The sequence below is a fragment of the Mesorhizobium sp. dw_380 genome (assembly GCF_018588885.1).
Classification (GTDB): Bacteria; Pseudomonadota; Alphaproteobacteria; order Rhizobiales; family Rhizobiaceae; genus Mesorhizobium.
Genome location: NZ_JAFFIW010000029.1, coordinates 36,639 through 50,465 on the forward strand (window position 1 = coordinate 36,639; position 13,827 = coordinate 50,465).

Below are 13,827 nucleotides of genomic sequence, written 5' to 3' on the forward strand. Positions count from 1 at the left end.
TTGGAGGCGGGTTCAGGTCAAATTCGACCTGGAATCGTCCGGCTCTAGGGTTCGAGCACCGGCCGCAGGAAGCTGCGCTCATAGCTCAGAATGCTGCGATTGCGTTTTTCCATTTCAAACACATCCTGGCATTCCGGGTCGGCAGCCATGCGCTTGCGATAATCCTCGTAGTCAGCGAGGCTCGGGAAGCTGAACATGGCATAAGCGAGATTGCTCGCTCCTTCGCTCGGAAGGAAATAGCCATGATGATTTCCGCCGAGGCGATTGACCAGGCCGATCCAGCGACGGCCATATTCTTCAAACTCGGCAAGTTTGTACGGGTCAATGACATATTTCAGGTAACAGGTGATCATTGGGGGTCCTGTGATAGGGGCGATGTATCGTGCCGACCGTCAGCGAGAAAGCATCAGTTTCGCCCGTTGAGGTGGCGCACCTTGCGCAGTTGCGGGAACAGCACCATCCACAGTCCGGCGACGGCGATCGCGCCGACGCCGCCGATAACGACCGCGGGCACCGTGCCGATCAGCGCCGCCATCGTGCCGGCGCGGAATTCGCCGACCTCGTTGGAGGCGCCGACGAAGACCTGGTTGACCGCGTTGACGCGGCCGCGGACATGGTCCGGCGTCCACAGCTGGATCAGGGTCTCCCTGATATAGACGCTGAACATGTCGGTGGCGCCAAGGAAGGCAAGTGCTGCGATCGACAGCCAGGTGATGGTCGACAGGCCGAACAGCACGGTGAAGGCGCCGAACGCAGCCACGAAGCCGAGCATGATGATGCCGGCATGGTTGCGGATCGGATGTCCGGCCAGCCAGATGGCGACACAGATGGCGCCGACGCCGGGCGCCGAGCGCAGCAGGCCGAGGCCCCAGGGGCCGAGCTGCAGGATGTCGCGCGCATAGATCGGCAGCAATGCCGAGGCACCGGAGAGAAGCACGGCGAAGAGATCGAGCGAGATGGCCCCGAGCACGATCTTCTCGCTCCAGATGTAACTGAAGCCGGCAAACAGGGTCTGCATGGTAGGCTTGTCGGTTTCGCTGCGCTGGGCCGGCCTCGGGATGGTGAAGATCAGCAGCCCGGCCAACAGCATCAGGACGGCGGCGGTGCCATAGGCGGCCTCAGCCGATACGCCGTAGAGCAGGCCGCCGGCGACCGGACCGACGATGGTCGCCGTCTGCCAGGCCGACGAGTTCCAGGCGATGGCGTTGGCGAAATCCTGAGGCGGCACCAGATTGGCGAACAGCGACGACGAGGCCGGACCGAAGAAGGCGCGAGCGACGCCGAACATGGCAAGCACGCAGAAGATCGGCAGCGGTCCGCTGACGCCGCGCAGCGTCAGAAGCAGCAGCGCCAGGGCGCAGATCGCTTCCACCACCACCGCCAGCGCCATGATCAGGCGGCGGCCGAAGCGGTCGGCAACGACGCCAGTGACCAGCACCAGCAACAGCGATGGCAGGAACTGGACGATGCCGACCAGGCCGAGATCGAGCGGGTCACCGGTCAGGTCGTACATCTGCCAGCCGACCGCGACGGACACGATCATGGTGGCGAATGTGGTGAGGAACCGCGCCGCCCAATAGCTCAGGAAGGAGCGGTGGCGGAACGCGGCATAGCGCTGGTCAGGTGATATCTGCGATTGGGATGTCATGTATATGGCCCCGTTGCGATAGCATTGACCGGCGGGGCACTTCCCAAGTGGGCGCTGTTCCGACCAATGAAACTTAATAAAGTTCGGCGGGCATATGCGTTAAAATTAAGCCTGGATCAAGGGACTTTCGATCCGTTCCGTTGATCGCACAATGAAGTTACTGCCTCAGCGCAGCAGAAATGGCGTCAAGGCCGCCCCTCAACTCGGCCTCCGTCGGCCAGCCGAAGCCGACGCGGAAGAAGCGCTTCTCCATTTCGAACCAGTGGCCGGGGCCGACATAGGTGCCATGGTTTTCCAGCAGGTTCACATAGAACCGGTCGAGGTCGAAGCCGGCTTCGACGTTCAGGCGCGGGAAGCCGACGACGCCACCTTCGGGCCGCACCCAGTCGACCAGCGGCTCGCGGTCGATCCAGGCCTGTACGATGTCGCGGCGGTTGGCCATTTCGGGCAGCAGCGTCGCCAGGAAGGCGTCCCGGCGCTCCAACATGCCGCGCGCGATGCCTTCGTCGATGACGCTGCCGCAGATGCCGATCTGCTCCTTGGCGGCGAGGAATGTCTCCTGCAGCAAGGCATCCCTGGTGACCAGCCAGCCGATGCGGATGCCCGGAATACCGAAGGCTTTTGACAGCGACGAGACGCTGATCGCCTTCCTGCTCAGCGAGGCCGCCGACGGCAGCCGCCTGCCATAGGAAAGGTCGCGATAGGTCTCGTCGACCAGCAGATGGCAGTTGCTGGCCTCGGCCAGCGCCACCAGTGCGTCAAGTTCGGCGCGGCTCATCATCGTGCCGGTCGGGTTGTGCGGGCAGGTGACGCTGATCAGCCTGGTGTTCGGACGCATCGCGGCCTTGATGGCCTCGACATCGATGGCAAAGCCGTGCTCGAAGGCCAGGTCGACAAAGCTGATGGCGCAGCCGATCGCCCTCGGGGTTTCGATGTTGGTGGCGTAGTTGGGCCTGATGACGACGAGGTGATCGCTCGCGGATAAAAGCGAGGTCGAGATGATGAACAGCGCGCCGGCGGCGCCGGCCGTGACCAGCACGTCATCGGGCGAGACGCCGGCATCCTGCGCCGCGATCAGCGCGCGCAAGTCCTTGTCGCCGCGATGCTCGCCGTAGAAAAGCGTCAGATCCGGCAGCGACAGGCCGATGTCGGAGAGTTTCTGGTCGGCGATCGAGCTTTCGGAGAGATTGTAGCGGATACGGTCATAGCCATACTCCTCCGGCGCCTCTTTCTCGATCACCATCCTGGTGTAGTTCATGGCTTCCCCTCAAGAACCTGTCGGCTCCATCCAAGCCACAAAAGCATGAGGCCTGCCAAGGCGGATTCGCCGGCAGGCTTCTGTCCAGTTGCCCTGGCAGGACTAGGCCAGCGCCACGGCGTCGGCGCCGGCGGCCAAGCGCATCGGGCATGACTGATCGTTCGCCGCGCGCCACACCGTTTCCGCGACATCAAGCGCGTGAGTGACGGCGGAAGACGGCCCGCGTTCGGCGAAGACACCTTGTGCGAAGCCGGCATAGGCATCGGGGAAGCCACCCTGCATCCGATGGGCCTGTGCATTTTCACCGAAGCGAGTCTCCGGAGCCCGTCCCGGCAACACCAGGTTCAGGCGAATGTTGAATGGCTTGAGTTCCAGCGCAAGCGACTCCGTGAACGCATTCACAGCCGCCTTGCTCGCGGTGTAGACGGAAAGCAGCGGCAGCGGCTTCAAGGTCACGCTCGACGTGACGTTCACCACCACACCGGCCTGCCTTTGCCTGAACTGCGGGAACACGGCTCGCGTCATCGCGATCGTTCCCAAAGTGTTTGTCTCGAAGACCTCGCGGGCGATTTCCATCGACGTGCCCTCGAGGGCATTCAGAACGCCGATGCCTGCATTGTTGACCAGGACGTCGATCGGCCCCGCGGCCTGCACAGCCAGACGAATGCTTTCGGAATCGGTGACATCGAGGGCCAGCAGCCGCAGATGTTCGGAGCGTGGCAGGACGCCTTCGCGTGGCGTGCGCATCGATGCGACGACCTTCCAATCATGGTCGAGGAAGTAGCGAGCGGTTTCGAGGCCGAAGCCGGATGAGCATCCGGTAATCAGGACGGTTTTCATGGGGGGACTCCTTCAGCCGATTGCAATGCCAAGGAGGGTAGATGGCGATGGCAGGACTTGCTACAATTGGAAGTCCAGCTTTCGTTTGCAGGAGTCCGGAAGTGATCGATCCGCTCGCCGAGGTGGTTACGTTGCTGCAACCCGAAGCCCGGTTCTCCAAACTCGTCATTGGAGCCGGGTGCTGGCGTGTTCGCCGCTCCGAAGCCGGGCAGCCTTTCTACTGTGCGATCCTCGAAGGTTCCTCCCGCCTCGCTGTCGACGGGCACGAGCCGATCACACTGCAGGCGGGTGACTTCGTCCTGGTTCCCGCGGCCTATGGTTTCGCCATGTCGAGCCTCGAGCCGCCGGAATCGGAGGATTTCGAGACTTCGCCCGTCGCTTTGCCGCATGGCGAATTCAGGCACGGTATTCAAACCGGCCCGCCTGATGTGCGCTTGCTCGTCGGCTATTGCGTCTTTGACTCGCCCGACGCCGCCTTGCTGGTTTCGCTGCTGCCGCAACTCGTGCACATTCGCGGCGAACGCAGGCTCGCCACGCTGGTGCAGCTGGTGGGCGACGAATCCTGCGAGCAGCGGCCGGCGCGGGATGTCATACTGGCGCGTCTGCTTGAGGTTCTGCTCATCGAAGCGCTCCGCTCCACGGCCGAGACGGCGGCGTCGCCGGGCCTTCTGCGCGGACTTGCCGATGGGCGCCTTGCGGTGGCATTGCGGCGAATGCACGAAAGCCCGACCCGGCCCTGGACGGTCGTGCAACTGGCAAGGGAGGCGGCTCTCTCCCGCTCAGCCTTCTTCGAGCGGTTCAGGCGCGCGGTGGGCGTCGCCCCGATGGAATATCTGCTCGCCTGGCGCATGGCGCTGGCAAAGGATCTGTTGCGCCGAAGCGAAGGAGGTGTCGGCGAAGTCGCGGAACGTGTCGGCTACAGTTCCGCAAGCACGTTCAGCGTGGCATTCACCCGCCACGTCGGCGTGCCACCGACGCGATATATGCGGGAGCGGACCGCATTATGATGGATGCAGCGCCCTGCAAGGCGTTGGATGGATTCGCCTGGCCGTGCGGGTGTGGCTAATTAGCCTCAGGCCGAAACCTTGGTCTTCCGGCCTTTGCCCTTGGCGGGCACCACTTCGGCGGCCTTGCGGCCGAGGCCGATCGACTTTGCCAGTTGCGAGCGCGAGGCGGCGTAGTTGGGGGCAACCATCGGGTAATCCGACGGCAGGCCCCATTTGGCGCGGTAGGCGTCCGGCGTCAGGCCGAAATGCACGCCGAGGTGACGCTTCAGCGACTTGAACTTCTTGCCGTCCTCGAGGCAGATGATGAAATCCGGCGTCACCGACTTCTTCGGGTTGACCGCGGGAACCAAGGGTGCTGCCACCGGCACGGCCGGCCTGCCGAGGCTGCCGATCGAGGTGGCGACGCTGGCGATGAGGTCAGCCAGGCCGGAGGCGGGCAAGCGGTTCTTCTCGACGTAAGCGGACACGATGTGAGCGGTCAGCTCGAGAAGGTCGATGTCTTTGCGAGCGTCGTTGCTATCGTCGGTCAATCTTTCCTCCGTCTATGGCGCGCGGCCTCGAAAATCGGGATCGTTTCGAAAGGACGACGCACAAATCAAAATGCTGAAGCGTTTTTAGCGTATCCGTTGGAGCACGCCGGGCCGTGCGGCGGAATTCCTAGTCGGCAAATCTGCACAACGCAATGATTTAGCGTGGCGTCACACATTATTTTGAACAACTATACTAAACTGTAATAATATCAGACGATCAAGGCCTTGTCTCGCCACAGACGAAATCCGCCTTCGAAGGCGCGTGTGTTGTCACCGCGCCTGGAGTCGGCGGGCAGTTCGTCGAGCTTGTCGACATTGCCGCCGCCAATGACGACATAATCCGGCTGCAGGGCGGCGCGCAGCCGGTTGACGACGTCGAAAACATATCCTCGCCACTTCTTCTTGCCGCGCTTTTCCAGGCCGCGTTCGCCGACATAGTCCTCGAAACTCCTGCCTTTTCTGTAGGGAAGATGGGCGAGTTCCATCGGCTGGGCGACATTGTCGAAGACCATCGCCGCACCAAGGCCGGTTCCGAGGCCCAGGAACAGCATGCGCCCGCCCTCATAGCTGCCGATGGCCTGCATCAGCGCATCATTGACCACCTTGACCGGCTTGCCGAACTGCGCGGCGAAATCGAAGCCGGCCCAACCCTTGCCCAGGTTCATGGGGTCGAGCACCGGCTTGTTGTGGCGCACCGGGCCCGGATAGCCCATTGAGATGACGTCGTAGGACAGGCCCTCGGCGAGCTTTTTCACCGTGTCGACCATCTGCTGTGGTGTCAGATCCGGTCCGGAATCGGCTCGGCGCTCGGTGCCCCCGTCGCTTGTCAGGATCTTGACGTGCGAACCGCCAATGTCGATCGCCAGCACGATCTTCTCGGTGCCCGATGCTGGTTGCTTCACCGCCTTGGCCATCGCGTCCCCTCCACTCATGCCACCGGGTCGATCCAGCCATCGGGCGGCCCGAAGCCGGACATGGCGTCCGCCGGTCCCCATGTCTTCGGCTCGTAAAGGTGCGGCGGCGTGGTGTCGCCGAGCACCGGACCGACGATGCGCCAGGCAAGCTCAGCCGCATCCTGGCGCGTGAAGAGCTGGCCATTGCCGTTCATGGCGTCGCCGATCAGCCTTTCGTAAGGCGGCATGTCGCCCTTGCTGTCGTCGAGCGCCGTCAATTCCACCTGCTCGCCGACCATGTCGTCACCGGACGCCTTGCGCTGGGCGCCGATGGCGATCACCACCTGCGGGTCGATGCGGAAGCGCACGTAATTCTGGTCGGCGGGCTTGATCGGGTCGAAGACGTCGAGCGGCGGCCGCTTCAGCCGCACCACCACCTCGGTGACATGCACCGGCATGTTCTTGCCGGCGCGGATGAAGAACGGCACGTCCTGCCAGCGCCAGGTGTCGACGAAGAAACGCACCGCCGCGAAGGTCTCGACCGGCGAGTTCGGCGCCACGCCGGGCTCGGCGAGATAGCCGGTAAACTGGCCGCGCACGACATCGTCCTTGGTCAGGGTGCGGATGGCTCGGAGCACCTGCACCTTTTCGTCGATCAGATCGTCGGCCGAGCGGCCGACCGGCGGCTCCATGGCCAGAAGCAAGAGGATGTTGAGCAGATGGTTCTCGATGACATCCCTGATACAGCCGACATCGTCATAGAAGCGGCCACGCCCCTCGACGCCGAAATCCTCGGCCATGGTGATCTGCACGCTCTCGACGAAGTTGCGGTTCCAGATCGGCTCGAGCAGGGAATTGGCGAAGCGGAAATAGAGCAGGTTCTGGATCGCTTCCTTGCCGAGATAGTGGTCGATGCGGAAGATCGACTGCTCGTCGAACACCAGGTGCAGCACCCGGTTCAGCCAGCGCGCGGACTGCAAATCGTGGCCGAACGGCTTTTCCACCATCAGCCGCGCGCCATGCGCGGTGCCCGATTGCTCCAGACCCTGGACGACGGTCTCGAACATGGTCGGCGGCACAGCCATGTAGTGCATCGGCCGCTGGGCGCTGCCAAGTGCGGTCTTCAGCTTCTCGAACGTGGCCGGATCGCGGTAGTCGCCGCTGACATAGCGCAACAGCGAGGCGAACTTGGCGAACACGTTCTCGTCGATCTTGCCAATGGCATTGACGATGCCGTCGCGGGCGCGCGCCTGCAACTGCTTCAAATCCCAGGCGTCGAAGGCGACGCCGATCACAGGTTCCGTCAGCGTGCCCTTGGCGACCATCTGGTAAAGGGCCGGAAATATCTTCTTGTGGGCGAGGTCACCGGTCGCTCCGAAGAGCACCAGCGTATCGGACCGTTCCTGGCTCACGCGCGTCTCCCCTGCCGCCCTCACTTGCCGGCCTTCGTTTTTTCGACATGGCCGCCAAAGGCGTAGCGCATCGCGGACAACAGCTTGTCGGAGAATTCGGATTCGCCTTGCGAGGAGAAGCGGTCGAACAGCGCCGAGGACAGAACCGGCGCCGGCACGCCGGTGTCGATGGCCGCCTTCAATGTCCAGCGGCCTTCGCCGGAATCCGAAACACGGCCGCCGAACTGCGCCAGGCCCGGATCGCCCTTCAGCGCGCCGGCGGTGAGATCGAGCAGCCAGGAACCGATGACGCTGCCATGCCGCCAGACCTCGGCCACCTGGGGAAGGTCGATGTCGAACTGGTAGTATTGCGGGTTTTCCAGCGGGCTGGTCTCGGCGTCCGCGGTGCGCTGCCGTTTGCCGGCATTGGCCGATTTCAGGATGTTCATGCCTTCGGCATAGGCGGCCATGACGCCGTATTCGATGCCATTGTGCACCATCTTGACGAAGTGGCCGGCGCCGCTCGGTCCGCAATGCAGGTAGCCGAAGGGCGCGGTCCCGGCATCCCTGGGCGGATTGGAGCCGGCATCGGCGCCCGGTGCCAGCGTGGCGAAGACCGAATCGAGGTGCTGCACCGCCACGTCGGGACCTCCGATCATCAGGCAGTAGCCACGCTCAAGGCCCCAGACACCACCGCTGGTGCCGACATCGACAAGGTGGATACCCTTGGTGGCCAGTTTCGCGGCCTGGTCGACGGCGTCGTGATAGTAGGAATTGCCGCCGTCGATGACGATGTCGCCAGGCTCCATCAGGGCGGCGACCTGATCGATGATCTTGCCGGTTATCGCCGCCGGCAGCATCAGCCAGACACAGCGCGGCTTGGCGAGCTTGCCGACGAATTCCGTCAGGGAGGCCGCCCCCAAGGCGCCGTCGCTGACCAGGGCCGCGACACTGGCGGGGTTGATGTCGTAGACGACGCATTCATGGCCGTCGCGCATCAGGCGGCGGACCATGTTGGCGCCCATCCGGCCGAGTCCCATCATTCCGATCTGCATGGTTTCGTCCCTGTTTTTCCTGGAGATTTGCTGGATATCGAGGATGAATCTACTGGCTATCCCTGCCCGACTGACATGACGGAGAAGTCGACATTCTCCCAATCACCGGTTCCGGGCCAGAAAAAAGTGAAGATGAGCGTGCTTCCCTTCGGGAGGCTGGCGACAGGCAGATCGGCAAGATGGATGCCGAAAGCATTTTGCGCCGTATGGCTGTCGTGGGCGGTCGCCCAGTCGTCGGTGCTCCAGTGGACGGTCGCCGCCGTCAGCAGTTCGATACGCAGCGTCTTGCCCTCGGGCAGTGTGCGGATCTTGTTGTTGGGTCGCCACGTCCTGAATGGCGACGCGGTCTTGTCCTCGATGTAGCGCTTCACGCCTTGCGGCGGCATGTCGAAGACGGCGCCGTCGCGCAGCGAACGCAACAGCTTGATGTGCTCCGAATGGGCCCAGACCAGGGGCATGGCGCTGCCCGAGGGGCGGCCATGCCGCAATTCGCGCTCGGCCAGGTCGGCGCCGTCCCAGACTTGCTCCGGCAACAGGCCGCACGGCCCGGCTGAGCCTTCCAGCGCCGCCAGCAGGGTGACCGCCGCATCCTTGCGCCCTGCCGCCAGTTCGTAGTGGGCGCGTTCGCCGGCGAGCAGCGGCCACGGACGACCCTGGCCGATGCCGTCGAACGGTGCGCCGTCTTCGTGCTCGCCGTAGCCGTCATTGTTATAGCGGTACCACAGCGGGCCTTGCGGCAATTCGCAGCGCAATTGCGCGTCGATGACCTTGACCGTGTCGACGATGCGCGGCTCGTCGGCCGCCCTCAGGCCAAAGCGCACCAGCGCCAGTGCGTCCGGACTGACGATTTCCTGCGCCGGCCGGTCGGTGTCGCCGGGCGGCCGGTTCTTGATCGGGACATAGCCATCCTTCGGCGAACCGGCGTCGGCGCTGTCGGGCGGCGCGACGCGGACATAATAGCCGTCGACGCCGGCCGCCTTGCAGATCGCCGTGCCGGTGACATAGGTCCAGCGCTCGACCTGGTCGTTCCAGACATCCGCGGTCTCGCGCAGATAGGTTGCCGCGTCCGGCTTGCGGCTGGCGTCGAGCAGGTCGGCGGCGGCAAGCAATGCGGCGATCTCGACGGCAAGCGTGAATGGGCTGTAGCCGGCATCCTCTTCCCAGCGGTCCTCGCCGGTAACGGGTCCGTTGCGCACGACATAGGCCGCGGCGCGCTCGATCATCGGCAGGACGCCGGCGAGCCTGGCGCGCGGCAGGTGCCCCGCGCGATGCAAGGCGTCGGCCAGCAGCAGCGGAAAGGCGCATTCATCCATCTGGATGCCCGGCCAATAGGCCGATCCGTCGAGCCAGGCGTTCTGCGGCCAGTGGCCGTCCGGCTGCTGGATCGAGCGCAGATACTCGAGAATCCGCAGCGCCGAGGCGGCATCGCCGGCGGCGAGGAAGCCGCCCGCCGTTTCGACCAGATCGCGGGGCCAGACCAGATGATAGCCGCCGAGGTCGTCGTCGCCCTTGTTGAAGCCCCAGGGGATGGACAGGCTGGCGACCGCCGCGCCCGGCACGGCGATCGAGCGGTGCGTCGCCAGAACGGCGGTGCTGGCGCGGTAGCTGTCGATCCCCGACGCCGCGTGCCGGTCCAGAGGCAAAAGCCCCGCCTGCCATTCGCGCCAATTCTGGACGTAGGACTTCGCTGCCGGCTCAAAACCTCGCCTCAGGCTGGCGAAGGCATTTTCAGCCGCCTCGTTTGATGTTGCGCCGAAACCGAGCGCCAGCACCGCCTTTGTCTTTGCTGATGTGAAGCCTATCTCGCCGGTCAGCGCGACATTGCCGTCCTCGGCGCGCCGGCAAGCCGGATCGAGCTTGCCGGTGTGGTTGAGCTGCTGCCAGCCATCGGAGAAGCCGACATAGCCGGCTGAACAGTCTCGCCAGGGCAGCGACGAGGCCAGCGCCAGGCAGGTGCCGCGCCCCGAGGCGAACAGCACTGGCGTTCCCTTGTGGTCGCCGACCCAGGCGGTGTTGCCCATGCCGGCATTGACCAGATGCGGCGCCAGAAGCGCGTAGACGCGGTAGTCGCCGACAGTGCCCTTGAGCTGAACAAAGGTGATCTCTTGCAGCAAGGTCGGACGCGCCGGATCGGCAAGGATGCGCTTCTCGATCCGGTAGGCGCCGTCATCCGCGGTGTTGACCAGCCTATAGGCGGGCACACCGTCCTCGAAGGGTTCGATGGCATGCGCGGCATCGCGCTTTTCTTCGCTGAAATAGCCGTTCGGGCCGGTGACGATCAGGCCGAGGTCGCGGGTGCAGGCGCTGTCGGCGCGCGGATAGTACACCTCGTTCAGGATGCCGTGGCTGATGGTGAACCAGACACGGCCAGCCGGCGACAGCGAAGTGCCGACGCCGCTCTTGGCGCTCGACGTCCAGCGCGCCGGAATTCCCGGTGCGCCCGGGGGAACGATCGGCGTCACTGGCATGCTTGTTTGGCCTCCTGTGAGCATGCCTAACCCATCCACCGAAGCCATTTCAATCATTGCACCGCAAGTTGATCGGCGGCTGATCACGGATTGCAGTTGACAGCTTGCCGGCCATCTGCATTTGTCTGACAATAGATAAAAAACAGGAACATAGGCACGATTTCAGCGGAATCAGCAGCACCAGCAACTCTTGGGAGGAGTATGACATGAAGAAACTGTTCGTCTTGGGCGCCCTTGCCGCGATGCTCGCCTCGGGCACGGCGCTTGCCGACACCAGCGGCAAGAAGATCGCATTCTCCAACAATTACGCCGGCAATTCGTGGCGGCAGGCGATGCTCGACAGCTATGGCATCGTCACCAAGAAGGCGGTCGACGACAAGGTTGTCGCGGCCGCCGACGTCTTCACCACCGCCGACAAGGAAGTGCCGACCCAGGCGGCGCAGGTGCAGAACCTGATCCTGCAGGGTTATGATGCCATCGTCATCAACGCCGCCTCGCCGGACGCGCTCAACGGTGCCATCAAGCAGGCCTGCGACGCGGGCATCGTCGTCGTCTCCTTCGACGGCATCGTCACCGAACCCTGCGCCTACCGCGTCGTCGTCGACTTCAAGGACATGGGCAAGCAGGAAGTCGAGCAGATGGCCAAGTTCCAGCCCAAGGGCGGGAACCTGCTGGAAATCCGCGGCCTTGCCGGCACCTCGATCGACGATGCCATCCATGCCGGCATCCTCGAAGGCGTCGCCGCCCATCCCGAATTCAAGATCGTCGGCTCGGTGACCGGTGATTGGGACCAGACGACGGCGCAGAAGGCGGTGGCGACCATCCTGCCGTCGCTGCCCGATGTCGTCGGCATCGTCGACCAGGGCGGTGACGGCTATGGCGCCGCACAGGCTTTCGCCGCCGCCAACAAGCCGCGCCCGACCATCATCATGGGCAACCGGCAGGACGAGCTGAAGTGGTGGAAGGAGCAGAAGGAGAAGGACGGTTACAAGACCTGGTCGGCCTCGATCGCGCCAGGTGTGTCGACGCTCGCCTTCTGGGTGGCACAGCAGGTGCTCGACGGCCGCAAGGATATTCCGCACGATCTCCTGGTGCCCTATCTCGCCTTCACCCAGGACGATTTCGAGGCCGCGCTGCCGAAGATCAAGGAGGGCGGCGTCGCCACGCACGAATACACGCAGGAAGAAGCCATCGCGGCCATCAAAGCCAACATCAAGTGATGGCTGCCCCGTTGCCGCCTGCATGGCCGACCGGATATCGTTGAGCATGCCCGCAGGGAACGTCGACATCATCAGACTGAACGGCGCCGAAAAACATTTCGGCGCCGTTCGCGCGCTCGACGGGGTGGATTTCCATGTCGGGCCCGGCGAGTGCGTCGGCCTGGTCGGCCACAACGGCGCCGGCAAATCGACCCTGATGCACATGGTGGCGGGCACGCTGACGCCCGACAGCGGCAAGATCGGCGTGCATGGCGGCATCGAGGACAACTACTCGGTGTCGCGGGCGCAGCAGCTCGGCATACGCTGCGTGTTCCAGGAACTGTCGCTGTGCCCCAATCTCTCGGTCGCCGAGAACACGCGCATCAACCACGCCTCGCTCACCGGCTTCGGCTGGAGGCGCAAGGCGGCCGAGCTGATCGCGGCCAAGCTCGACGAGATCTTTCCCGGCCACAGCATCTCGGCGTCGGATATCGTCGGTGACCTGTCGATCGGCCGGCGCCAGATGGTCGAGGTGGCGCGCGCTTTCACGGTGACGCAGGACCGGCTCGACCTCGTTATCCTCGACGAGCCGACATCGTCGCTCGACGCGCATACGGCGGGGCAACTTCTGGCGTTCGTGCGCCGTTTCGTCGCCGATGGCAAAAGCTGCATCCTGATCTCGCATGTGCTTGGCGAGGTGCTGAACAACGCCGACCGCATCGTGGTGATGCGCGACGGCAAGGTGGTTGTGGCCGACGCGGCAAACGCCTTCGACCGCGACCGCCTGGTGATGGCGATGGGCGGGGCGGAAGCACGCCAGAAGATCGCGGCGCAAGCCGCTGCCGCAAAGCCCGGAGCCAGTCCGCTGCGGGTCCGGGCGCGGCCCGCCACACAGAAGGACGGCACCGACCTCGTCGCCCGTGCCGGCGAGATCATCGGCCTTGCCGGGCTGGCGGGCCATGGCCAGACCGACCTGCTGCTGGCGATCTTCGGTGCCGCATCGCGCGCCAAGGCAGGCATCGAGGTGACCGCGCCGGTGGCGCTGGTGGCAGGCGACCGCCAGTCGGACGGCATCTTCCCGCAATGGTCGATAGCCGAAAACATCGGCATCCGGTCGCTGGCACGCCTGCGCAACGGTCTGCTTATTTCGCCGCAACGCGAGGCCGAACTCGCCGAGTTCTGGCAGAAGAAGATCGGCATCCGCACGCCCGACATGAACAACAACATCTTTTCGCTGTCAGGCGGCAACCAGCAAAAAACGCTGTTCGCCCGCGCGCTCGGCTCGGATGCTCAGATCGTGCTGATGGACGATCCGATGCGCGGCGTCGACATCGGCACCAAGCTCGAGGTCTATGATCTCGTGCGCGAAGAGGCGAGCCGCGGCCGCACCTTCCTCTGGTACACCACGGAAACCGAAGAGCTCGACAATTGCGACCACATCTACGTCTTCAAGAACGGCCGCATCGTCGCCAATCTGAAGCGCGACGAACTGACCGACGAGAAGATCATCCAATCCTCCTTCGGCGACGCGGCCTGAG

General features: G+C 64.2%; 12 protein-coding genes. 3 read left to right on the forward strand and 9 right to left on the reverse strand.

What is annotated here, in order from left to right; translation table 11 throughout:
• Positions 1–44: 44 nt before the first annotated feature.
• The 4 genes from JT360_RS23655 to JT360_RS23670 form a co-directional block, all read right to left on the reverse strand.
• Positions 45–353 (reverse strand): NIPSNAP family protein, encoded by a 309-nt coding sequence (locus tag JT360_RS23655; protein ID WP_214474559.1) that lies wholly within the window; start codon positions 351–353, stop codon positions 45–47.
• Between the two features lie 53 nt (positions 354–406).
• Positions 407–1,648: an MFS transporter gene (locus JT360_RS23660; RefSeq protein WP_214474560.1), complete on the reverse strand. Its 1,242-nt coding sequence runs from the start codon at positions 1,646–1,648 to the stop codon at positions 407–409.
• A 157-nt stretch (positions 1,649–1,805) separates the two neighbouring features.
• Positions 1,806–2,906, reverse strand: coding sequence for an aminotransferase class I/II-fold pyridoxal phosphate-dependent enzyme (locus JT360_RS23665; RefSeq protein WP_214474561.1), 1,101 nt, complete (start codon positions 2,904–2,906; stop codon positions 1,806–1,808).
• A 102-nt stretch (positions 2,907–3,008) separates the two neighbouring features.
• Complete coding sequence (locus JT360_RS23670) at positions 3,009–3,746, reverse strand: SDR family oxidoreductase (protein WP_214474562.1); 738 nt, start codon at positions 3,744–3,746, stop codon at positions 3,009–3,011.
• A 101-nt stretch (positions 3,747–3,847) separates the two neighbouring features.
• On the opposite strand from JT360_RS23670, the gene JT360_RS23675 reads away from it, so the two are divergent.
• Positions 3,848–4,753 (forward strand): AraC family transcriptional regulator, encoded by a 906-nt coding sequence (locus JT360_RS23675; RefSeq protein ID WP_214474563.1) that lies wholly within the window; start codon positions 3,848–3,850, stop codon positions 4,751–4,753.
• 65 nt (positions 4,754–4,818) lie between these two features.
• Here JT360_RS23675 and JT360_RS23680 read toward each other — a convergent pair whose 3' ends face one another.
• The 5 genes from JT360_RS23680 to JT360_RS23700 all read right to left on the reverse strand — a co-directional run bounded on the left by JT360_RS23680 (position 4,819) and on the right by JT360_RS23700 (position 11,090).
• Positions 4,819–5,283: a Ros/MucR family transcriptional regulator gene (locus JT360_RS23680; RefSeq protein ID WP_214474565.1), complete on the reverse strand. Its 465-nt coding sequence runs from the start codon at positions 5,281–5,283 to the stop codon at positions 4,819–4,821.
• Positions 5,284–5,492: 209 nt separating this feature from the next.
• Positions 5,493–6,197 (reverse strand): ROK family protein, encoded by a 705-nt coding sequence (locus tag JT360_RS23685; protein ID WP_214474607.1) that lies wholly within the window; start codon positions 6,195–6,197, stop codon positions 5,493–5,495.
• Positions 6,198–6,211: 14 nt separating this feature from the next.
• Positions 6,212–7,588, reverse strand: a complete 1,377-nt coding sequence (gene zwf / locus JT360_RS23690; RefSeq protein WP_214474567.1) for a glucose-6-phosphate dehydrogenase — start codon at positions 7,586–7,588, stop codon at positions 6,212–6,214.
• A 20-nt stretch (positions 7,589–7,608) separates the two neighbouring features.
• On the reverse strand, positions 7,609–8,622 hold the full coding sequence (gene gnd / locus JT360_RS23695; protein ID WP_214474568.1) for a phosphogluconate dehydrogenase (NAD(+)-dependent, decarboxylating): 1,014 nt from the start codon (positions 8,620–8,622) through the stop codon (positions 7,609–7,611).
• A 56-nt stretch (positions 8,623–8,678) separates the two neighbouring features.
• Positions 8,679–11,090 (reverse strand): glucan 1,4-alpha-glucosidase, encoded by a 2,412-nt coding sequence (locus tag JT360_RS23700; RefSeq protein WP_214474571.1) that lies wholly within the window; start codon positions 11,088–11,090, stop codon positions 8,679–8,681.
• Between the two features lie 206 nt (positions 11,091–11,296).
• Between JT360_RS23700 and JT360_RS23705 the strand changes: the two genes are divergently transcribed.
• Positions 11,297–12,310, forward strand: coding sequence for an ABC transporter substrate-binding protein (locus JT360_RS23705; protein WP_214474572.1), 1,014 nt, complete (start codon positions 11,297–11,299; stop codon positions 12,308–12,310).
• 46 nt (positions 12,311–12,356) lie between these two features.
• Positions 12,357–13,826 (forward strand): sugar ABC transporter ATP-binding protein, encoded by a 1,470-nt coding sequence (locus JT360_RS23710; RefSeq protein ID WP_214474573.1) that lies wholly within the window; start codon positions 12,357–12,359, stop codon positions 13,824–13,826.
• Position 13,827: the final 1 nt, after the last annotated feature.